The following is a 25,696-nucleotide window of genomic DNA, read 5'->3' on the forward strand; positions in this document are numbered from 1 at the left end:
TAATGCCAACAGCTCGATCATGCTCACAGAACAATCTCCATTCTTTCCGTTGTAGCTGCGTATTCCGAGAGTGTGGGGTGTTTGAACAGCGACTTGACTTCGGCTTCCAAACCTTCCTGGCGCATGCGTTCCATCAGGCTGACAGCGAGCAGAGAGTGCCCGCCCAGCTCGAAAAAGTGGTCATGCCTTCCAACCTGCGTGACGCCCAGCAAGTCTTGCCAGATCTCGGCGATCAGTATTTCCCTCTCGCCTTGCGGGGCTTCATAGCCACGGCTGATCAATGCGCCCTCGCCCGGCGCAGGTAACGCCTTGCGGTCGAGTTTGCCGTTGGGCGTGAGAGGCAATGCGTCGAGACGCACGTAAGCCACCGGGACCATGTAGGCCGGCAACTGCCCCATTAGCCAGCCGCGCAAGCTGTCGATGACCGGCTCCGTTTGCGCGGACTGAACGGTGTAATAGGCCACCAGGCGTGTGTCGCCCGGCACATCCTCGCGAGCTGTCACTACGGCTTCGTGGACGGCCGGGTGTTTGGCCAGACACGCGTCGATCTCGCCCAGCTCGATACGGAAACCACGAATCTTCACCTGATCGTCGTTACGGCCCAGGTATTCGATATTGCCGTCCGGCAGGTAGCGACCGAGATCGCCGGTCCGGTACATGCGTGCCGCTGGCTGCGGGCTGAATGGATCCGCGAGGAAGCGTTCGGCAGTCAGATCGTCACGGTTCAGGTAGCCACGGGCCACGCCTGCACCGCCAATGTAGATCTCACCCGCTACACCCAGTGGAACGGGTTGCTGCTGTTGGTCCAGCAAGTAAAACTGTGTATTGCCAACTGGCTTGCCAATGTGTGCAGCGAAGCCATCTTCTCGATCCATCGCCACCCAGCTTGAGTAGGTGGTGGTTTCCGACGGGCCATAGAGATTGCACAGACGCTGGACGCTGGTCTTCTCGAACAGATTTTCGACCAGACTGCGCTTGAGCGCTTCACCGGCGACATTGACGGTATGGACCGACTCTGGGAGCGCATTAATTTCCAGCAGCGCCTTCAGCGCCGACGGCACGGTGTTGATCAGGCCGATATCGTGTTCGCCGTGTTGCAGTTCCAGCACGTTCCTGACGACTTCGATGCTGCCGCCGGACGTCAGCGGCGCGAAGCACTCATAGACCGCGAGGTCGAAGTTCAGCGAGGTGGAGAACAGCGTCTTATTCAGTGCAGAGCCGTCGAAAGCCGTGTGAGCCCAGTTCAGGAAGTTCACAGTGTTGCGGTGTTCGATCATCACGCCTTTCGGCAAGCCGGTAGAGCCCGAGGTGTAGATCAGGTAAGCCAAATGCGCCGAGGTCAGCCCCGCTACCTGTGGATTCTGCACGGATTCGTCTTGCCAGTTGCTCTGATCAAGATTGATCATCGGTACCGAAACGTCGGTCAGTAACGCTTCTGTCGCCGACTGTGCCAACACGGCGGCAGGCATGCTGTCCTGCAGCATATAAGCAATACGCTCTGCCGGATAAGCCGGGTCCAGTGGCACGTAACCACCGCCCGCCTTGAGGATCGCCAGCAAACCGACGACCATTTCCGCGCCACGTTCTACACAAATCCCGACCCGCGAATCCGGCTGAACGCCCTGCTTGCGCAAGGCATGCGCCAGGCGGTTGGCCTGTTCGTTGAGCTCCTGATAGGTCAGGCGCTGCTCGCCATGCACCACTGCCAGCGCCTGCGGCGTGCGCTCGACCTGCGCTTCGAACAAGCCGTGAATGGTCTGTTCGTGTGGATAATCCAGCGCGGTGTCGTTGAACTGCACCAGTAACTGCTCGCGCTCGGCAGCAGGCAGAATCGGCAGGCTCCCGAGGGCAGTGTCCGGTGAATGTTCCAACGCACTAAGCAGATTTTCCAGAGCGGTCTGCATATAGCTGCAGACTCGCCCGGCACCGACCTTGTCGGTCACCAGCACTGACAGTCTGAAACCGTCGCCTTGATCATCGACGTTCAAGGTCAATGCGTAGTTGGTGCGTCCCTCTCCACTCTGTACGTCGATACCGCGCCAGGCCTCGATCGACTCTTTGGTAGGTTCTGCCACGCTGCTGTGGCGGTAGTTGAGCAGCGCGCTGAACAGTGGCAACGGCGCCGCCACGCCGCTGCAACGCTGCGCCAGCACCAACGGCGCGTGTTCATGGTCGAGCAATGCGGTGAGTCGAGCATGGGTAGCTCGTACACCGGCCCGCGCACCCTGCCCGGCCAGATCAACGCGCAGCGGCAAGGTATTGATGAACATGCCCAACGCCCGTTCGGCACCTTCGCCACTCTGCATGCGGCCCATCAATACAGTGCCGAATACCACAGTGTGCCTGCCCGACACCTGACTCAATACCTGAGCCCACGCCAGGTGCATCAGACTGGCGGCGCTTACCCCCAACTGCCGAGCCTGGGCGCGCAGGCGCCTGTTCAACTGCCGGTCCAGTATCAGGCTGCTGTCTTCAACGTCGCGGCCATTCCCGTGCACATCCAGCAGGCCGAACGGCAGCGTCGCGGAAAAATGCTTCGTGGGCCTCGCGGCTTATGCCCAGACGAGCCTGGGCCACATAGTTGCGATACGGAACGGCGACTTCGAGTTGGTCAGTCTGTCCCAGCAGGTGCGCCTGCATGTCGTGCAGCACAATTTCCATCGCTGTATGGTCGAGGACCATGTGATGGAACAGCAGGATTGCCGCACAACGCTGGTTGGCCGGGTCTTCGGCGAAGACCAGCCGCAAAAGTGGTGCCTGGCTCAGGTCCAGCCGCGTATGGCGAGGGTCGAAGCGCTGTTGCAGTTGCTCCATGATTGGCCCCTCGAGCGGGTTGAGTTCGACCTGCTCAACAGACAGCCGAGCCTGACGGCAGACCACCTGCATTGGCGTTTCCAAGCCTTGCCAAAGCACTGCAGTTCGCAGGATGTCGTGGCGATCAATCACACTTTGCAAGGCACCGACAAAGGCGTTCAAGCGCGTGCGGTCAGCAGTCTCGAATACTGTTTGCAGGGCGTATGGGTCGCCTTGTTCGGCAGCCAGATGGTGGTAAAGAATCCCTTCCTGCAGTGGCGCCAGCGGGTAGATATCCTGCACATTCGCCACGCCGCCGGGCACGCTGGCGACAATGAGGTCGATGGCGGCCTGATCGAGATCGGCCAGCGGCAGCAGCTCCGGCGTGATGCGCGTGCAGTCGTCCGGGATGGCATTTTCCGGGACTGTTATTTCATTTACGCCACCCACCGAAGCCGCCAGCGCGGCCAGCGTCGGCTGGGTGAACAGGGTGCGAATATCGGCATCGAGCCCCTGGCGGCGCATTTGCGCGATCAGGTTGACGGCCAGCAGCGAGTGCCCGCCGAGCTCGAAGAAGTGGTCATGACGCCCCACCCGCTCGACGTGCAGCAGTGAACTCCATATCTCGGCCACGGCCGTTTCCACCGGTCCCTGAGGTGCTTCGTATTCACGATCCGGAAGCGCTTCGCGATCCGGCATTGGCAAGGCCTTGCGGTCGACCTTGCCATTGGCCGTCAGCGGCCAGGCGTCCAGACGCACGAAGGCGCTGGGTACCATGTAGCCCGGCAGCACCGCCAGCAAGGCAGTGCGCAGTTGGGACACCGGCGTCGACAGCGAACCGTCGCGCTCGATGAAATACGCCGCCAGCCTTGACTGGCCCGGTTCGTCCTCTCGTGCCAGTACCAGCGCTTCTTCGATACCCGGCAATCGGCTTAGCTGCGCTTCGATCTCGCCCAGTTCGATGCGTAAGCCGCGGATTTTCACCTGATCATCGTTACGGCCCAGGTAGTCGAGAGTGCCATCGGCGTTCCAGCGTGCCAGGTCGCCGGTGCGGTACATCCTTGCGTTGGAGTGGAACGGATCACGCAAAAAGCGCTCGGCGGTCATCTCCGGCCTGTTCAGATAGCCTCTCGCCACGCCGTCTCCGGCGACGTACAGCTCGCCCGCCACACCCAGCGGCACCAGTTGCTGATGCTCGTCGAGCAGGTACACACGGGTGTTGGCAATCGGTTGGCCGATGTCGAGGCTGCCGTCGGGTAGCAAACGCCCGGAGGTGGCAACCACCGTGGCCTCGGTCGGGCCGTAGTTGTTGATGACGGTGAAGCCCGGATCACGCTGGAACTGGCGCAGACGATCACCGCCAATCAATAGCGTACGCAAGGTGGGATGAGACAGGTCGCGGCTGAAGGCATATTCGGCGACCGGCGTCGGCAGGAAGGCGACTTCCAGCGGCTGGGCGATCCACCAATCAAGCAGCGCATCGATGTGCTCATTGCTCACCTCCGCAGGCGGCAGGTGCAAGGTCGCCCCGGCACACAGCGCCGGCCAGACTTCCCAGGCCATGGCGTCGAAGCCGAAGCCCGCGACGCTGGCAGTGTGGCCGCCAGCCTGCAGATCGAATGTTCGGCAATGCCAGTCGATCAGGTTGCCGAGGGTGCGGTGCTCGACCATCACGCCCTTTGGCTGGCCTGTGGAGCCGGAGGTGTAGATCACGTACGCCAGATGCGTGGCGTTGAGCACGGCCACCTGCGGATTTTCCAGGCGTTGCGGCCATTCAGGCCGGTCGAAGGCGATGACTGGCACAGCCGTTTCGGGCACACGGGTGATCAGAGCTTGCTGGGTCAGCAGCACTTTGGGTGCGCTGTCGGCCAGCAGATAGGCAATGCGTTCGTCAGGGTGCGACGGATCGACCGGGACGTAACCTGCGCCGGCCTTGAGCACGGCGAGCATGGCCACCAGCGTGTCCAGCCCGCGACGGGCCATGACCGCCACGCGATCATCAACACCGACGCCGAGACTGATCAGGTGATGGGCCAGTGCGTTGGCGCGTTGGTTCATCTCGCCGTAGTGCAGGCGATGCTCGCCCACCTGGGCCGCCACACTTTCAGGTGCGCTGGCTGCCCGGGCCTCGATCATGGCGTGCACGGTCTGCTCGTCATTTACCTGCGCCAGCGTCGTCGTGTTAAGCGTTTCCAGCAGGTAACGGCGTTCCTCTTCGCCGACCAGCGTGATGCGATCAAGAGGCGTCTGCTCATCAGTCGCCAGGGTTTCGAGGATCTGCAGGAAATAGCCGAGATACCGTTGCACTGTGGTTTCGTCGAACAGCGCTGTGGCGTAGTCCAGCGTACCCACCAGCGTCTCGCCCTGCTCGCTCAGGTTCAGCGAAAGGTCGAATTTGGACACCTGATTGACCTGCTCGACCGGCTCCACTCGCAGGTCGCCAAGCGAGTCGGCGGCGTGTTGGCCCGGCATCCAGTTCAGTGTGGTCTGGAACAAAGGGGGATGGGCCAGGCTGCGGGTCGGGCGAACGACTTCTACAACCTGCTCGAATGGCAGGTCCTGATGCTCCTGCGCGTCCAGTACGCGGGCCTTGACCCGCGCCAGCAGCGCCTCGCCGCTTGGACTGCCCGAGGTGTCGATGCGCACCGCAAGGGTATTGACGAACAGGCCGATCAAATCTTCCAGATCGGTACGGCCTCGACCTGCCACCGGGCTGCCAATCACCACTTCGGCCTGACCCGAAAGACGCGTGAGTGTCGTTGCCCAGGCGGCCATCAGCGCCATGTACAGCGTGACGCCCTGACGTTGTGCCAGTTGGCGCAGATCTGCCGCCAGGCTTGCGTTCAACTGCACTGCAAGGCTGGCACCGGCGAAGTCCTGCTGCGCCGGCCGTGGCCGGTCAGTCGGCAAGGTGAGCAGCGTCGGTGCGCCCTCCAGCGCCTGACCCCAGTAGGCCGCCTGCTGTTGCAGGCGTTCGCCGGACAGCCAGCGACGTTGCCATACCGCGTAATCGGCGTACTGGATCGCCAGAGGCGGCAGTGGATCGGGCAGTCCCTGGCAGAACGCCGGGTACAGCGCCAGCAGTTCCTGGCTCAGCACGCCCATCGACCAGCCATCGGCGACGATATGGTGCACAGTCATCAGCAGCACATGACGGTCGTCGGCCACTTGCAGCAAATGAGCGCGAATCAGCGGGCCGTTAGCCAGATCGAACGGTGCGACCGCTTCGACCCGAATACACTCTTTGAGGCGATGGGGCGCATGACGAATGTCTTCGACAGACAGTGTGGCGTCTGCGCAGGTGGGCACGAACAGCACGTGCGCAGCGCCTTCGCGGGTGACGAATCGGCTGCGCAAGGTTTCATGGCGTTCGACGATACGAGCGAGGGCCCGCGTCAGGGCGGTGACGTCGAGCGCACCCTCAAAGCTCAGTGCCATCGGAATGTTATAGGCTTCGTTACCGCCGTCCATCTGTGCCAGAAACCATAACCTTTGCTGGGCGAACGACAATGGCATCTGATGATCACGCGTCACCGGCAGGATCGCCGTGAGTTCACTGCGGGCCACACCATTCAGCGCTGCAGCCACCGCTGCCAGTTCACCGAGGGCAAACAGCTCGCCCAGCGGCAACTCCACGCCCAGCTGCTGGCGCACTTGAGACACCATGCGCATGGCCAACAGGGAGTGCCCGCCCAGATCGAAGAAGTTGTCGTTACGGCCAACCCGCTCGACTTGCAGTACCTCGGCCCAGATCTCGGCCAGCGCCACTTCGACTTCGCCTTGCGGTGCTTCGTAACCGCGACTGATCAGCGATTGCGCATCGGGGACTGGCAGGGCCTTGCGGTCAAGCTTGCCGTTGGCAGTCAGCGGTAGCGCATCGAGTTGCACATAAGCTACCGGCACCATGTAGTCCGGCAACGTGCCTTGCAGGTGGCTGCGCAAGTGTTCAATGTCGAGCACGGTTTCAGGCTGCTGCGCCGTGAAATAGGCCACCAGACGCTTGTCACCAGGCACATCCTGGCGGCACAGCACCACGGCTTCACGAACATCGGAATGTTCAGCCAGACGCGCTTCGATTTCACCCAGTTCAACGCGCAAGCCGCGGATTTTCACCTGATCATCGTTGCGCCCCAGGTAATCGAGAGTGCCATCGGCGTTCCAGCGTGCCAGGTCACCAGTGCGGTACATTCGTGCGTCGGCATGGAACGGATCACGCAGGAAGCGCTCGGCGGTCATTTCCGGCCGATTCAGGTAACCCCTCGCCACGCCGTCTCCGGCGACGTACAGCTCGCCCGCCACACCCAGCGGCACCAGTTGCTGATGCTCGTCGAGCAGGTACACACGGGTGTTGGCAATCGGTGTGCCGATGTCGAGGCTGCCGTCGGGCAACAAGCGCCCGGAGGTGGCGACCACCGTGGCCTCGGTCGGACCATAGTTGTTGATGACGGTGAAGCCCGGGGCGCGCTGGAACTGGCGCAGACGATCACCGCCAATCAATAGCGTACGCAAGGTGGGATGAGACAGGTCGCGGCTGAAGGCATATTCGGCGACCGGCGTCGGCAGGAAAGCCACCTGCAGCGGCTGGGCGATCCACCAATCAAGCAGCGCATCGATTTGCTCATTGCTCACGTCCGCAGGCGGCAGGTGCAAGGTCGCCCCGGCACACAGTGCCGGCCAGATTTCCCAGGCCATGGCGTCGAAGCCGAAGCCCGCGACGCTGGCGGTGTGGCTGCCAGCCTGCAGATCGAATGTTCGGCAATGCCAGTCGATCAGGTTGCCGAGGGTGCGGTGCTCGACCATCACGCCCTTGGGCTGACCCGTCGAGCCGGAGGTGTAGATCACGTAAGCCAGATGCGTGGCGTTGAGCCCGGCCACCTGCGGATTTTCCAGGCGTTGCGGCCATTCAGGCGGTCAAAGGCGATGACCGGCACAGCCGTTTCCGGCACACGGCTGATCAGGGCCTGCTGGGTCAGCAGCACTTTGGGTGCGCTGTCGGCCAGCAGATAGGCAATGCGTTCGTCAGGGTGCGATGGATCGACCGGGACATAGCCTGCGCCGGCCTTGAGCACGGCGAGCATGGCCACCAGCGTGTCCAGCCCGCGACGGGCCATGACCGCCACACGATCATCGACACCGACGCCAAGGCTGATCAGGTGATGGGCCAGTGCGTTGGCGCGTTGGTTCATCTCGCCGTAGTGCAGGCAATGTTCGCCCACCTGGGCCGCTACACTTTCGGGCGCGCTGGCTGCCCGGGCCTCGATCATGGCGTGCACGGTCTGCTGTTGTGGGTAGTCCTGCGCGGTGTCGTTGAACGCCAACAGCAGTTGCTGCCGCTCGGTTTCCGGCACTACGGGCAGGTCGCATACGGCTGAATCCGGCGCGGATTCAAGGGCCTCGACCAGATGGATCAAGGCGGTCTGCATGTAATCGCAGATGCGCCGGGCATCGATGCCGGCCACAGCCTGTGCATTCAGGCTGAAAGCGTCGCCAAAGTCATCGACGCTCAAGCTCAATGGATAATTGGCACGTTCTTCACTGCTCAGAACATGAATACCGTGCCAGGCTTGAACCGCCGGCTCGGACACGCTGTCCACCGCACTGTGGCGGTAGTTGAGCAAGGCGCTGAAAAGCGGCGTCGGTGCGGCCACGCCGCTGCAACGCTGGGCCAGGGCGAGAGATGCATGTTCGTGACCGAGTAACGCGGTCACGCGCTTATGGGTCGCCCTGACTTCGTCACGCACGCCCTGCCCACCTACCGAAACCCGCAGCGGCAATGTGTTGATGAACATACCCAAGGCGCGCTCGGCACCCTCACCGGCCTGCATCCGGCCCATCAACACCGTACCAAACACCACGTCACGCTTGTTAGACACGGTGCCGAGCACTCGGCCCCAGGCCAGATGCACCAGGCTGGCGGCGCTCACACCCTGCTGCCGGGCCTGAGCCCGCAGGCGCAGATTCAGTTGAGGGTCCAGCGCCAGGCTGGCTTCCTTGACGTGACGACCATCGCCCTGCACATCCAGCAGACCGAACGGCAGCGTCGGCTCGTCGACATCGCCAAGCATGTCGCGGAAGAACACTTCATGATCGGCCTGGCTGACACCCAGGCGTGCCTGAACCACATAGTTGCGATACGGCACGGGCACCAACGCCGCCAAGGCTTCGGCCTCGCCGAGCAAGCCGCTCTGTATTTCGTGCTTCACCACTTCCAGCGTAGTGTGGTCCAGGGCCATGTGGTGAAACAGCAACATCGCGCAAATCCGCTGGTTGAGCGGATCTTCGGCATAGGCCACGCGCATCAAAGGGTGCCTGACCGAGGTCCAGACGGTAGTGACGCGGGTCGAAGCGGCCGTGCAGTTGCGCGCCGATATCACCGTTCACCGGATCCAGCTCGAGCCCTTCAAGGTGCAATTGTGCCTTGCGCCAGACCACCTGCAGCGGTGACTCAAGGCCTTGCCACACTACACTGGTGCGCAGAATATCGTGACGGTCGATAACCGTTTGCAGAGCTTGAACAAAGGCGTTCATGCGCTCGCGGTTATCAAAGGCGAACTGAGCCTGCAACACATAGGGGTCGCCGATTTCGGCGGCCATGTGGTGATAAAGAATGCCTTCCTGCAATGGCGCCAGCGGATAGATGTCCTGCACATTCGCCACGCCACCCGGCACAGTTGCCACGACTTGATCGATCTGCACCTGGGTCAGACTGATCAACGGCAACAGCTCAGGCGTAATGCGTTTGCAATCCTCGGTGATCAGATTGGCTGGGACCACGACTTCAGTGCCGCCACCGACTGCCGCTGCGAGCGCAGCCAGCGTCGGCTGGCCGAACAGCACACGCACGTCGGCGCTCAGGCCCAACTGACGCATATGTCCGATTAGACTGACGGCCAGCAGCGAGTGACCGCCCAATTCGAAGAAGTTATCGTGACGACCGACCTGCTCGACGCCCAGCAACTCTTGCCAGATAGCCGCGATCTGCGTTTCGGTTTCGCCCTGGGGGGCTTCGTAGCCACGGCTGATCAGTGAGCCACTGTCCGGGGCTGGCAGCGCCTTGCGATCCAGCTTGCCGTTGGGAGTCAGCGGCAGTTCGGCCAATGCCACATAAGCCACGGGAACCATGTACTCAGGCAGCTTTTCCTGCAAATGGCTGCGCAGGCTTTCGATGTCCACCAGGTCGTGCCCGGCTGCCAGGGTGTAATACGCCACCAGGCGCTTGTCGCCCGGAATGTCTTCGCGGGCGGTGACCACCGCTTCGTGGACGGCCGGGTGTTTGGCCAGACGCGCATCGATCTCGCCGAGCTCGATACGGAAACCACGGATCTTCACCTGATCGTCGTTACGGCCCAGGTATTCGATATTGCCATCAGGCAAGTAGCGACCCAGGTCGCCGGTGCGGTACATGCGTGCCGCTGGTTGCTGGCTGAACGGGTCCTTGAGAAAGCGCTCGGCAGTGAGGTCGTCACGGTTCAGGTAGCCCCGCGCCACACCGGCACCGCCGATGTAGATTTCACCCGCAATACCCAGTGGGACGGGCTGTCGTTGCTCATCCAGCAGGTAAAACTGCGTATTACCGACCGGTTTACCAATGTGCGCTGCGAAGCCCTCTTCGCGGTCCATCGCCACCCAGCTTGAATAGGTAGTGGTTTCCGAGGGGCCATAGAGGTTGCACAGACGCTGCACGCCGGTTTTCTCGAACAGTGATTCGACCAGGCTGCGCTTGAGCGCTTCACCGGCCACGTTCACCGTATGCACTGATTCCGGCAGGCCGTTGACGTCCAGCAACGCTTTAAGCGCCGACGGTACGGTGTTGATCAGGCCGATATGGTGTTCGCCGTGTTGCAGTTCCAGCACGTTCCTGACCACTTCGATGCTGCCGCCCGATGTCAGTGGCGCAAAGCATTCGTAGACCGCGAGGTCGAAGTTCAGCGAAGTGGAGAACAGCGTTTTTTCCAGTGCAGAAGCGTCGAAAGCCGTGTGCGCCCAGGTCAGGAAGTTCACGGTGTTGCGGTGTTCGATCATCACGCCTTTTGGCAGGCCGGTGGAGCCCGAGGTATAGATGAGGTAAGCCAGATGCGCAGAAGTCAGCCCCGGAACCTGTGGATTCTGGACGGATTCGTCCTGCCAATCGCTTAGATCAAGATTGATGACAGGCACCGAAACGTCGGCTAGCAAGCCCTGAGTAGCTGTTTGAACCAAAACTGCCGCCGGAGCGCTGTCCTGCAACATGTAAGCAATACGTTCTACCGGATACGCCGGATCGAGCGGCACATACCCGCCGCCCGCCTTGAGGATCGCCAGCAGGCCGACGACCATCTCCGCACTGCGTTCGACACAGATACCGACGCGCGAATCCGGCTGAACGCCCTGCTTGCGCAAGGCATGCGCCAGGCGGTTGGCCTGCTCGTTAAGCTCGCGATAGGTCACACGCTGTTCGCCGTGAATCACCGCCAGCGCTTGCGGGGTGCGCTCGACCTGCGCTTCGAACAAACCATGGATGGTCTGCTGTTGCGGATAGTCCAGCGCCGTGTCGTTGAACCCCAGCAGCAACCGGTCACGCTCGTCGGCGGGCAGGATCGACAGGCTCTTGAGGGCAGTGTCTGGCGATTCTTCCAGCGCAATAAGCAGATTTTCCAGCGCAGTCTGCACATACCCGCAGACACGCCCGGCGCCAACCTTGCCGGTCACCAGTACCGATATGCTTAAACTGTCCCCCCGGTCATCGACGTTCAAGGTCAACGGGTAGTTGGTACGTTCCCCGCTGCTGAGTATGTCGATACCGCGCCAGGCCTCGATCGACTCATCAGAGGGTTCGGCCACGCTGCTGTGGCGGTAATTGATCAGCGCACTGAACAGTGGCGTCGATGCGGCAACCCCGCTGCAACGCTGAGCCAGAGCCAGCGAAGCATGTTCGTGACCGAGCAGCGCAGTGAGGCGGGCATGGGTCGCCTTGACCCCGTCCCGCACGCCCTGCCCTGCAAGATCGACGCGCAGCGGCAAGGTGTTGATGAACATGCCCAGCGCCCGATCTGCGCCTTCGCCACCCTGCATGCGGCCCATCAGTACGGTGCCGAACACCACGGTGTGCCTGCCCGATACCTGGCTCAGTACCTGAGCCCACACCAGGTGCACCAGACTTGCGGCGCTTACTCCCAACTGCCGCGCCTGGTTGCGCAGGCGCAGAGTCAGCTGATGTTGCAGAATCAGGTTGCTGTCTTCAATGTCGTGGCCGTCATCCTGCACATCCAGCAGGCCGAACGGCAGCGTCGGTTCGTCAATGTCACCGAGCAGCTCGCGGAAAAACGCCTCATGGGCCTCGCGGCTTACGCCCAGGCGCGCCTGGGCCACATAGTTGCGATACGGCACGGGTGCAGCCGTCAAGGTGTCGGCCTTGCCTGCCAGCCAGGCCTGTATTTCGTGTTTCACCACGTCCAGCGCCACGTGGTCCAGGGCCATGTGATGGAACAGCAGCATCGCGCAGATGCGCTGGCTGAGCGGGTCCTCGGCATACGCCAGGCGCATCAGCGGCGCCTGACCGATGTCCAGGCGGTAGTGACGCGAGTCAAAGCGGCTGTGCAGTTGCGCACCGATATCGCCATCTGCCGGATCAAGCTCAAGCGCGTCAAGGTGCAACCGGGCCTGACGCCAGACCACTTGCACCGGTGAATCCAGACCATCCCATACCACGCTGGTGCGCAAAATGTCGTGATGGTCGATGACCCTCTGCAACGCCTGAACGAAGGCATTCAGACGCTCGCGGTTATCAAAGGCGAACTGCGTCTGTAACACATAAGGGTCGCCGATTTCGGCGGCCAGATGGTGATAGAGAATGCCCTCCTGCAGGGGTGCCAGCGGGTAGATATCCTGCACATTCGCCACACCGCCGGGCACGCTGGCGACAACGAGGTCAATGGCGGTCTGATCGAGATCGGCGAGCGGCAGCATCTCCGGCGTGATGCGCATGCAGTCGCCCGGAATAACATTTTCGGGGACTGTTACTTCAATTCCTTCAATTCCGCCACCTATCGCTGCAGCCAGTGCGGCGAGGGTCGGCTGGCTGAACAGTACACGAACGTCTGCGCTCAAGCCGGCCTGGCGCATGTGTTCGATCAGGCTGACGGCCAGCAGCGAGTGCCCGCCCAGCTCAAAGAAATGGTCATGTCGACCGACTTGCTCGACCTGGAGCACTTCGGCCCAGATCGTCGCCAGCAGGTTTTCAACTTCACCTTGTGGCGCTTCGTAGCCACGGCTGATCAATGCCTGCGCATCCGGTTCGGGCAGCGCTTTACGGTCAAGTTTGCCGTTGGTTGTCAGCGGCAGCGCATCGAGGCGCACATAGGCTGCGGGCACCATATAGTCCGGCAGGCGGGTTTGCAGATGGCTGCGCAGTGTCTCGATTTCCGGTGTTCGCTGAGCTTCACGCACAGTGAAATAGGCCACCAGACGTTTCTCTCCTGCGTCCTGCCGCACCAGCAACGCCACTTCGTGTACCGCAGGGTGTGTGGCCAGAACGGCCTCGATTTCACTCAGTTCAATACGGAATCCACGAATTTTCACCTGGTCATCGTTACGGCCCAGGTATTCGATATTGCCGTCCGGCAGGTAGCGACCGAGATCGCCGGTCCGGTACATACGTGCGGCTGGCTGCTGGCTGAACGGGTCGTTGAGGAAGCGTTCGGCAGTAAGGTCATCACGGTTCAGATAACCCCGCGCCACACCAGCGCCGCCGATGTAGATTTCGCCGGCAACGCCCAGTGGGACCGGCTGCTGCTGTTCATCCAGGAGATAAAACTGAGTGTTGCCGACCGGTTTGCCGATATGCGCAGCGAAGCCGTCTTTGCGGTCCATCGCTACCCAGCTTGAGTAGGTGGTGGTTTCAGATGGGCCATAGAGGTTGCACAGGCGCTGCACATCCGTTTTTTCGAACAGCGATTCAACCAGGCTACGTTTCAGGGCTTCACCGGCCACGTTTACCGTGTGGACAGACGCCGGCAAGCCATCGACTTCCAGCAAGGCCTTGAGCGCCGAAGGCACAGTGTTGATCAGGCCAATGTCGTGTTCGCCGTGTTGTAGCTCCAGAATGTTTTTAACTACCTCAATCCTTCCGCCCGACGTCAGCGGTGCTAAGCACTCGTAGACCGCGAGGTCGAAGTTCAGCGAAGTGGAGAACAGCGTTTTTTCCAGCACAGAAGCGTCAAATGCCGTGTGAGCCCACGTCAGGAAGTTAACGGTGTTGCGGTGCTCGATCATCACGCCTTTCGGCAGACCGGTGGAGCCCGAGGTGTAGATAAGGTACGCCAGGTGCGCCGAAGTCAGCCCCGCCACCTGCGGATTCTGGACGGATTCGTCCTGCCAATCGCTCAGATCAAGATTGATCACAGGCACCGAAACATCGCTCAGCAAACCCTGGGTAACGGTTTGAGCTAGCACGGCTGCCGGAGCGCTGTCCTGCAACATGTAAGCAATACGTTCTACCGGATACGCCGGGTCGAGCGGCACGTAACAGCCGCCCGCCTTGAGGATTGCCAGTAACCCGACGACCATTTCCACGCCGCGCTCTACACATATCCCGACGCGATAATCCGGCTGAACGCCCTGCTTGCGTAAGGCATGGGCGAGACGGTTCGCCTGGGCGTTAAGCTCGCGATACGACAGGCGCTGCTCGCCGTGGACGACTGCCAGCGCCTCCGGTGTACGCTCGACTTGTGCTTCGAACAGCCCGTGAATGGTCTGTTCGTGCGGGTAATCCAGGGCAGTTTTGTTGAACTGCACCAGCAACTGCTCACGCTCGGCAACCGGCAGGACCGGCAGGCTGTCGAGGGCCGAGGACGGTGACCGCTCAAGCGCGTTTACCAGATGCTCCAGCACGGTCTGCATGTAGCCGCAGACCCGTTTGGCACCCACGACGCTGCTGACCAGCACTTTCAGGTTAAAGCCTTCACCGAAGTCATCGACATTCAAGGTCAGCGGGTAGTTGGTTCGGTCCTTGGCACCGTAGGACTCGATCCCGTCCCAGGAACTGGAGATTTCTGCCGAAACATCGTTCACGCCGCTGTGCCGGTAGTTCAGCAGTGCGCTGAACAGCGGGGTCGATGACGCCACGCTGCTGCAACGCTGGGCGAGCACCAAAGGCGCGTGTTCATGGCCCAGCAACGCCGTCAGTTGCCTGTGCGTGGCTTGCAGTCCCTCGACCACCGTTGTCGCGCCGATATCGACGCGCAGCGGCAAGGTATTGATAAACATGCCCAACGCGCGGTCGGCACCCTCGCCGGCCTGCATACGGCCCAGCAGCACCGTACCGAACACTACCTGCTCACGGGCCGAGACGCTGCCGAGCACCCGCGCCCAGGCCAGGTGCATCAGGCTCGCTGCGCTGACGCCCGCCTGTCGGGCCTGGGCCCGCAAACGCAGGTTCAGTTCAGCGGGCAGGATCACGCTCGCCTCTTCGATGTCACGACCGCCGTCCTGCACATCCTGCAAACCGAATGGCAGCGTCGGCTCGTCGATGTCGCCGAGCATCTCGCGGAAAAACGCTTCGTGCTGCGCCTCGCTGACACCCAGGCGAGCCTGGGCCACGTAGTTGCGATACGGCACACTTTGACCCAGAGAAGCATCCTCACCAAGCAGGTGCGCCTGCATCTCATGCAGCACCACGTACAGCGAGGTGGCGTCGTTGACCAGGTGATGGAACAGCAGCATCGCCAGCCAGCGATTGTTGAGCGGATCATGGGTAAAGACAATCTGCATCAAGGGCGCTTGACGTACATCAAGGCGGTAATGCCGAGGATCGAAGCGCTCGTGCAACTGCTCGTCCAGCGGGCCGTCTGCCGGGTCGAGGTACAACTCGGTGACACGCATTTCAGCCTGACGCAGGACGACTTGCAGCGGCTCATCGAGACCTTCCCACAGCACGGCGGTGCGCAGGATATCGTGACGATTGATCACCCCTTGCAAGGCACGGCTGAAATCGTCCAGCCGTGCACGGTCGCGAAGGCCGAACAAGGCTTTCAGGGTGTACGGGTCGCCCTGCTCGGCACTGATGTGGTGATAGAGAATGCCTGCCTGCAAGGGCGCCAGTGGGTAAATGTCCTGCACGTTGGTGGCACCGCCCGGCACATGCTTTACCACACGATCGATCTGCGCCTGAGTCAGGCTGATCAGCGGCAACAGTTCAGGGGTGATGTGCTCACAATGTTCGGGTATCAGGTTGGCCGGAACTACAACCTCCGCACCTCCGCCGACCGCTGCTGCCAGCGCCGCAACGGTCGGCTGACTGAACAGCACGCGCACATCGGCACTCAGCCCGACCTGACGCATCCGCTCAATCAGCGTCATCGCCAGCAGCGAATGGCCGCCCAGTTCGAAGAAGTGGTCATGGCGACCGACCTGTTCGACCTTGAGTACGTCAGCCCAGATCGATGCCAGCAGGGTCTCAACCTCGCCCTGTGGTGTTTCATAGCCACGACTGATCAGCGATTGCGCATCGGGGACTGGCAGGGCCTTGCGATCAAGCTTGCCGTTGGCAGTCAGCGGCAGCGCATCGAGCTGCACGTAAGCTACCGGCACCATATAGTCCGGCAATGTGCCTTGCAGGTGGCTGCGCAGGTGCTCAATGTAGAGCACGGTTTCAGGCTGCTGCGCCGTGAAATAGGCCACCAGACGCTTGTCACCAGGCACATCCTGGCGGCACAGCACCACGGCTTCACGAACCTCGGCGTGTTCGGCCAGACGTGCTTCGATTTCACCCAGTTCAACGCGCAAGCCGCGGATCTTCACCTGATCATCGTTGCGCCCCAGGTAGTCGAGAGTGCCATCGGCGTTCCAGCGTGCCAGGTCGCCGGTGCGGTACATCCTTGCGTCGGCGTTGGCGTGGAACGGGTCACGCAGGAAGCGCTCAGCGGTCATTTCCGGCCGGTTCAGGTAACCCCGCGCCACGCCTTCTCCGGCGACGTACAGCTCGCCCGCCACACCCAGCGGCACCAGTTGCTGATGTTCGTCGAGCAGGTACACACGGGTGTTGGCAATCGGTGTGCCGATGTCGAGGCTGCCGTCGGGCAACAAGCGCCCGGAGGTGGCGACCACCGTGGCCTCGGTCGGACCATAGTTGTTGATGACGGTGAAGCCCGGGTCGCGCTGGAACTGGCGCAGACGGTCGCCACCGATCAATAGCGTACGCAAGGTGGGGTGAGACAGGTCGCGGCTGAAGGCGTATTCGGCGACCGGCGTCGGCAGGAAAGCCACCTGCAGCGGCTGGGCAACCCACCAGTCGAGCAGCGCATCCAGCTGTTCATTGCTCACGTCCGCAGGCGGCAGGTGCAAGGTCGCCCGGCACACAGTGCTGGCCAGACTTCCCAGGCCATCGCGTCGAAGCCGAAGCCCGCGACGCTGGCGGTGTGGCTGCCAGCCTTGAGTTCGAAAGTCTGGCAATGCCAGTCGATCAGGTTGCCGAGGGTGCGGTGCTCGACCATCACGCCCTTTGGCTGGCCTGTGGAGCCGGAGGTGTAGATCACGTAAGCCAGATGTGTGGCGTTGAGCCCGGCCACCTGCGGGTTTTCCAGGCGTTGCGGCCATTCAGGGCGGTCAAAGGCGATGACCGGCACAGCCGTTTCCGGCACACGGCTGATCAGGGCCTGCTGGGTCAGCAGCACTTTGGGTGCGCTGTCGGCCAGCAGATAGGCAATGCGTTCGTCAGGGTGCGATGGATCGACCGGGACATAGCCTGCGCCGGACTTGAGCACGGCGAGCATGGCCACCAACGTGTCAAGACCACGACGGGCCATGACTGCCACACGATCATCGACACCGACGCCGAGATTGATCAGGTGATGGGCCAGTGCGTTGGCGCGTTGGTTCATCTCGCCGTAGTGCAGGCAATGCTCGCCCACCTGGGCCGCTACGCTTTCAGGTGCGCTGGCTGCCCGGGCCTCGATCATGGCGTGCACGGTCTGCTGTTGTGGGTACTCCTGCGCGGTGTCGTTGAACGCCAACAGCAGTTGTTGCCGCTCGGTTTCCGGTACCACCGGCAGGTTGCAAACCGCTGAATCCGGCACGGATTCAAGGGCTTCGACCAGATAGCTCAACACGGTCTGCATGTAATCGCAGATTCGCTGACCATCAAAACCGGCTGCCACCAGCACGCTCAACAGGAAACCGTCGCCTTGATCGTCCACCGACAGGCTCAACGGACCACCGGCAGGTTGCAAACCGCTGAATCCGGCACGGATTCAAGGGCTTCGACCAGATAGCTCAACACGGTCTGCATGTAATCGCAGATTCGCTGACCATCAAAACCGGCTGCCACCAGCACGCTCAACAGGAAACCGTCGCCTTGATCGTCCACCGACAGGCTCAACGGGTAGTTGGTCCGTTCGCGTACGCCGAGCACCTGGGCATCCGCCCACCGCTCGCCACCGTTTGCTTCGCGCGCCGAGCGGCAAGGTATTGATGAACATCCCCAGCGCGCGGTCGGCGCCCAGACCGCCTTGCATACGTCCCAGCAACACGGTGCCGAAGACCACGTCTTCACGCCCGCTGGCGGCGCCCAGCACTCGTGCCCAGGCCAGGTGGTGCAGGCTTGCTGCACTCACCCCCAGTTGCCGCGCCTGAGTGCGCAGACGCTGACACAGATCAGCCGGAAGATCGTGGCGAACCTCTTTGACGCCCTGCCCGTCACCCTGCACCTCAAGCAGGCCGAACGGCAGCGTCGGTTCATCGACATCACCGAGCATCTCGCGGAAAAACGCTTCGTGTTGCTCGCGACTCACGCCCAGACGGGCCTGACCCACGTAATTCCGGTAAGGCATCGCCGGCGGCAGTTGCGCTGCGGTGCCTTGCAAGTGGGCGAGCATTTCTGCGCTCATCACGTCCAGCGCGGTGTGGTCGAGGGCAATGTGGTGGAACAGCAGGATCGCCACCCAGCGCTGGTTCTCCGAATCCTCGGCAAAGGCCAGGTGAATAAACGGGGCCCTGCTGAGGTCGAGGCGGCACTCGCGTGGATCAAAACGACGTTGCAGCTCAGCGACGATATCGCCGCTGTCCGGGGCCAGGGTGATCTGCTCCATCGACAGCTCGACCCGGCGCATGGCGATTTGCAGCGGCTGCTCCAGACCTTCCCAGACCAGCGCCGTGCGCAGGATGTCATGGCGATCAATCATCGCCTGCAAGCCTTCGGCAAAACGTCGTACGTGCGCCGGATTATGCAGGGCGAAAGTCGCTTGCAGCAGATACGGGTCGCCTTGTTCGGCAGCGAGATGGTGGTAAAGAATACCTTCCTGCAACGGCGCCAGCGGGTAGATGTCCTGTACATTCGCCGCGCCACCGGGAACACCGTCGACAATGCGCTCGATGCTCGACTGGTCCAGCGTGGCAAGGGTCAGCATGTCCGGTGTGATGTATGTGCAGCCCTCGGGAATGCCGTTGGCGGGCACTTCGATCTCGATGCCGCCACCCACCGCCGCAGCGAGTGCGGCAAGGGTGGGCTGGCCGAACAGGACGCGCACATCGGCGCTCAGGCCAACCTGACGCATACGTTCGATCAGCTTCACCGCCAGCAGCGAATGACCGCCCAGCTCGAAGAAATGGTCCTGCCGACCGACCCGTTCCACACTCAGTACTTCGCACCAGAGTGCGGCCAGCGTGGTTTCGGTGTCCCCAAGCGGCGCCTGATAGTCGCGGCTGACGAAAGCACCGGCCGATGGCTGTGGCAACGCACGACGATCCAGTTTGCCATTGGGCGACACCGGCAGTTTTTCCAGGTGCACATAGGCTGCCGGGACCATGTAGTCCGGCAGCAGAGCCTGTAAATGCAGGCGCATCTGGTCGGCCTGGGGCGCGACCTGACCGGCCTGCACGCTGAAATAAGCCACCAGGCGCTTTTCACCGGGAACGTCTTCGCGTGCCAGCACCGCCGTATCGCGCAACCCTGGATATTGACCAAGGCGTGCCTCGATTTCCCCCAGCTCGATACGAAAACCACGAACCTTGATCTGATCGTCGTTACGGCCCAGGTAGATGATCCTGCCGTCCGCTTGCCAGCAACCCAGGTCGCCGGTCTTGTACAGGCGCGCGTGGGAGTTGCCGAGATCGCCGGCGGCAAACGGATCAGCGATAAAGCGTTCAGCGGTCAGATCGTCGCGGTTCAGGTAGCCACGGGCGACAGATGCGCCGCCAATGTACAATTCACCCGCAACGCCCACCGGCACCGGGCGCATGTGTTCGTCGAGCAAGTAGATGCGGGTATTGGCCACCGGCTGGCCGATGTTCGGTAAGGTCGGCCAGGCCTTTGGATCGCCATCGAGAGTCAGCGCCGTGACCACGTGGGACTCTGTCGGGCCGTATTGATTATGCAGGCGCGCATCGCTCAGACGGGCGAATAACTGCCGCATCGGTTCGGTGATTCGCAGTTGTTCACCGGCAGTGATCACGTCCTGCAACAAGCACTCAGTCTGTTCAGGCTCGTCAACCACGGCCTCGGCCAATGCCTGCAAGGCAATACATGGCATGTACAGGCGTTCGATACGCTGCTCGCAGATATGTTCGAACAGACGGCGGAAATTCAGACGGGTATCGCCGTGGATCAGCGACAACTCACCACCTGCGCACAAGGTGCTGAAGATTTCCTGAAAGGCAACATCAAAACCCAGCGCCGCGAACTGCAAGGTGCGTTGCTTCGGGCGACGGTCCTCGACAGCCTGGGCGATCTGCCAATGCAGCAGGTTGACCAGCGGCGCATGGGGCATGGCCACGCCTTTTGGCTGACCGGTAGAGCCCGAGGTGTAGATCAGGTACGCGAGGTGCTGGGCGCCAAGCCCTGTGAGCTGCGGGTTGGTTGCCGGCGCGCGGTCGATACCGCTCTCGGCGCGGGCGTCAGCTTCCAACAGTACGATCGGCATGGCGGCCTGCGCAAAGCGCTCGCGCAAGCCGCGTTGGGTGAGCAGCATTTTCGGCGCGCTGTCCTCGAGCATGAAGGCTAGACGCTCGGCAGGATAAGAAGGGTCAAGCGGCACATAGCCGGCACCGGCCTTGAGAATGCCCACCAGGCCGGCGATCATTTCCAGACTGCGCTCCACACAGATAGCCACACGGTCATCAGCGCCTACGCCTGCAGCGATCAAGCGATGGGCAATCTGGTTGGCCCACTGATTGAGCTCGGCGTAGCTCAGCCGCTGGCCTTCGTAGGTGACCGCCACTGAATCCGGCTGCGCAGCCGTTTGGGCCTCGAACAGCTGGTGCAGCAAAAGGTCTTGCGGGTAGGCGCTATCGAACGTGTTGAAGTCTTCCAGCAACTGGCGGCGCTCGTGCGCGGGCAACCAGTCGAGGCTGTGCAAGGGGGCATAGGGCCGGCTGTCCAGCGCGTCGGCCAGTTGCTCCAGCACTGTGTGCATGTAACCGCAGATGCGCCGGGCATCGATTCCAGCCACCGCCTGAACGGTCAGGCCGAAGGATTCGCCGAGGTCGTCCACCGATAAAGACAATGGGTAGTTGGTGCGTTCTTCACCGCCGAGTACCTCGACACCGCCCCAGAGCCTGGTCTGCCCTGCCTCTTGAGGCGTCTGGGCGCCGACCGCGGCATGGCGGTAGTTCATCAGTGCACTGAATAACGGTGTCGGTGCCGCCACTCCACTGCATCCCTGAGCCAGTGACAACGGTGCATGCTCATGACCGACCAATGCCGCTAACCGTGCGTGGGTGGTGTGCACTGCAGCCTGAATACCCTGCTCTCCGGCAGCGACGCGCAATGGCAAGGTATTGATAAACATACCCAAGGCCCGCTCGGCGCCTTGACCACTGAGCATGCGGCCCATCAGCACGGTACCGAAGACCACATCCTGACGTCCCGACAGGCGCCCGACCACCTGTGCCCAGGCAAGGTGATGCAGGCTGGCATTACTGACGCCCAATCGCCGCGCATGGGCGCGTAGACGTCCGGCCAGTTCCGGATCAACCGGCAATAGTGCTTCGTCGACTCCGCCACCGTCGCCTTGCACGTCTTGCAGGCCGAGCGGCAGGGTCGGTTCGTCAACATCTGCGAGCATGTCGCGGAAAAACGCTTCGTGCTCCTCGCGGCTCACGCTCAGTCGCGCCTGCGCCACATGATTTCGGTACGGCACCGAGGCGGGCAGATGCTCGCCGCGCCCTTCTCTGAATGCCTCGATCTCTGCGCCCAGCAAAGCCAGCGAGGTGGCGTCGTCGATAAGGTGATGGAACAGCAGCACCGCAACCCAGCTCTGGTCGACGGGATCTTCGGCGTAGTGCAGGCGCATCATCGGAGCCTGATGCAGATCCATACGTATCCGCCGTGGATCGAACTGTGCCTGCAACTGGGCCGCGACATCACCCTGGTCCGGGTGTGGTAAAAATGCCTCGACCCGCAGCCGTGCCTTACGCCAGACCACCTGCACCGGCTCGTCGAGTTCTTCCCAGGCCACTGCCGTGCGCAGAATGTCGTGGCGATCGATGACTTGCTGCAAGGCTTCCGTGAAATCCAGCAACTGTTCGAAGCTATTGACGCGCAACAAGCCCTGCAACAGGTACGGATCACCCTCCTTACTCGTCAGATGGTGATAGAGGATGCCTTCCTGCAAGGGCACCAGCCCATAGATATCCTGCACATTGCTTACACCGCCCGGCACGGTGGCAACCACACGGTCGATCTGGGCCTGGGTGAGTCGGGCCAGAGGCAGCATGTCCGGGGTAATCTGCCGACAATTGGCGGGGATCCTGTTGGCGGGTGCGCCAATCTCTATGCCCTTGACGCTGGCAGCCGCCAGGGACGCCAGGGTCGGCTGGCCGAACAGCACGCGTACGTCGGCATTCAGACCGATGTCACGCATGCGTTCGATCAGTTTTACCGCCAACATCGAATGCCCGCCCAGTTCGAAGAACTGGTCATGACGGCCTACCTGCTCGACACCCAGCAACTCGGTCCACAACCCGGCCAGACGGATTTCCGCCAAACCTTCCGGTGCCTCGTACTGACGCCGGGCATAGGCCTCGGTAGCGGGCAGCGGCAGTGCCTTGCGGTCAAGCTTGCCGTTGGCGGTCAGCGGGAAAGCCTCCAGGCTGACAAAAGCGCTCGGCAGCATGTGCTCGGCCAGCGACAGGCGCAGCTGTTCACGCAAGTAGCCAGCGTCCGGTTCCAGGTCTGCTGTGGCGATGATATAGGCCACCAGACGCTTGTCGCCGGGTTCGTCTTCACGCACCACGACCACAGCTTCACGCACGCCTTCGCAGGCGCTCAATTGAGCTTCGATCTCGCCCAGCTCGATACGGAAACCGCGAATCTTTACCTGTTCGTCGTTGCGGCCCAGGTATTCCAGGCTGCCGTCAGGCAACCAGCGACCCAGATCGCCAGAGCGGTACATTCGCGCACCGGGCGCCGAGGCAAATGGATCATCGAGAAAGCGCGTCGCGTTCAATTCATCGCGATTGAGGTAGCCACGGGCCACGCCTGCCCCGCCGACATAGAGCTCGCCCACCGCGCCTGGTGGCAGCGGATGGCCGTAGGCATCGAGCAGATAAAGTTGCAGGTCTGGGATTCGCTTGCCAATCGGGCTGGCGCCAACGCGCAGGGCGTCTTCAGGCTGCAATGGGTAATAGGTCACATGCACCGTGGTTTCGGTGATGCCGTACATGTTCACCAACTGTGTACCGGCATTCACGTTGCGGGCGTACCACGGCTTGAGCATCGCCGTTTCCAGCGCTTCACCACCGAAAATCACCTGACGCAACGAATGTGCCTGAGTGTTTTCAGCCTGGGCAGCAATCAGTTGACGGAACGCACTTGGCGTCTGGTTGAGCACCGTCACCCCGGCACTGCACAGCAGGTTGTAGAAGTCTTCCGGCGAGCGGCTGACCAATTGCGGGACGATCAGCAGACGTCCGCCGTGCAGCAGCGCACCCCAGATTTCCCAGACCGAGAAGTCGAAAGCGAACGAGTGGAACAGCGCCCAGACATCCTGTTCATTGAAACCGAACCAGTCCTGGGTGGCCGAGAACAGCCGCGCAACGTTGCGATGCTCGACCATCACACCTTTGGGCAGACCGGTGGAGCCGGAGGTGTAGATGACGTAGGCAAGGTTTGCGGCCGTCAGCCCCGGCACCTGCGGATTGCAGGCGGATTCGTCCTGCAAGTCGGCATCGTCGAGATAGATCAGCGGCACATCCGACAGCGGCAGCGCCTGCCGTACTGATTGCTGGCTCAACAATGCTACCGGCGTACTGTCGCCGAGGGTGTAGGCCAGACGCTCAAGCGGGTAAGCAGGATTCAGTGGCACGTAACCGGCGCCGGATTTGAGGATCCCCAGCAAGCCGATAATCATCGCCGGGCCGCGTTCGACGCAGATTGCCACGCGATCGTCAGGGCGTACACCCAGGGCCAGCAAACGATGCGCAACCTGATTGGCACGCGCGTTGAGTTCGCCGTAGCTCAGGGTCTGCTCTTCGAACATCAGCGCGACGGCTTCTGGTCGCATTGCGGCGCGGGCTTCGAACTGCCGGTGGATCGTCACGTACTCGGCGGAATCTGGCTGACCGGCATTCCACGTCTGAATCTGCAAGGTGTCGGTCTTGCTGATCAGCGAGAACTCATGCACCGGCAATTGTTCGTTCGCCAGTCCCTGCTCTATGACTTGCTGCAAACGCTCGACAAGCGGGACGATCTCGTCGTGTTGAAAATACGCCTCGTTGTAGATGTAGTGCAGCCGCGATTCAGTGTCGCATGCGTTGCTGCGCAGGTGGATGGCCAGCGGTGTCTGCTCGTGGTTGTTTGAACACTTGAAAGCGCGGGCGCTTGCCTGACCGAAGCGAAGCAGTTGGTTTTGGCGCTCATAAGAGAATGTCATGTCGAATAATTGTGTACGCTCGACACGGCGTAATTCCAGCAAGCGGTTGAGGTCGCTAACCGGAAACCGCTGGTGGCGGTAATCCTGCTTGACTGCCCGACAGATGCTCTGGACCAGTTCAGCGAACGGCATGTCGGGACTGAACTTCAGGCGCACTGAACTGAGTTGGGCAAAAAGCCCGAGGGTCCTTTTGTAGCCGGCATTGGAGCGGTTGAGAATCGGCAGGCCGATGACCAGTTCATCACGCTGGTATGCACGGGTGAAGTACACGTACAGCACTGCCAGCAAAACGTGGAACGACGAGGCTTGCAGGCGCAGGGCCAAATCCTCGATCTGCTGCTCCAGACCACGGTCCAGAACGGCGCTGATGTGGCCGCTGCGACTCGGCGCCTGGTTCTGGACATGGGCCTGGCGCGTACGCGGTATCAGCAACGGATCAGGGATATCGCGGTATTTGTCCAGCCAATAGTCCTGATCGAGAGCAAAACGTCGCGACCCGCGATACCGGACGTCGTCCTTGATGAAATCGACATAGGACGGCGCCGCAAGATCGGGCGTGCGCTGATCGTACAAGGCGTTGTAAGTCTCACTGAGGTAGTTACAGACACCATCGATGCTCCAGCCGTCGAGAGCGATGTGGTGGGCATAAACCACAAAGTAGAAGCGCTGTTCTTCCAGCTTGAGTAAATGCATTCGGTACAGTGGCCCACCTTCGAGGCTGAACGCTTGTTCAAGCTGAGCCTGCATCCAGTGTTCGGCTGCCTTACGCGGGTCGTCCCGCCCTTGCAGGTCAAGCGGTGTCACAAGCATCGGCATGCTCTTGGCAAAGCTCTGCAGCGGCAAGCCTTCCTGGTCCCGCTCATGGAGCAGGACCATGCGCAGGGCATCATGCTCCTCGATCACCAGGTCCACGGCGCGCTGGAATATCCCGGAATCGAAGGGACCCTCGATCTCCAGGTAGCCGCCGATGTTGTATAACGGCGAGTCGCCCTGGGTCATCTGATCCAGCCAGATATTGCGTTGCGCAGCGGTCAGGGCAAATGCCATACATTTCTTCTCGC

1 pseudogene is annotated in these 25,696 nt (G+C 61.7%); it reads right to left on the reverse strand.

From position 1 onward, the window contains the following. Nucleotides 1-23 precede the first annotated feature (23 nt). Nucleotides 24-25,682, reverse strand: a pseudogene (gene sypA / locus N018_RS28070) (syringopeptin non-ribosomal peptide synthetase SypA). Nucleotides 25,683-25,696 lie beyond the last annotated feature (14 nt).

This window comes from Pseudomonas syringae CC1557 (genome assembly GCF_000452705.1).
Classification (GTDB): domain Bacteria; phylum Pseudomonadota; class Gammaproteobacteria; order Pseudomonadales; family Pseudomonadaceae; genus Aquipseudomonas; species Aquipseudomonas syringae_F.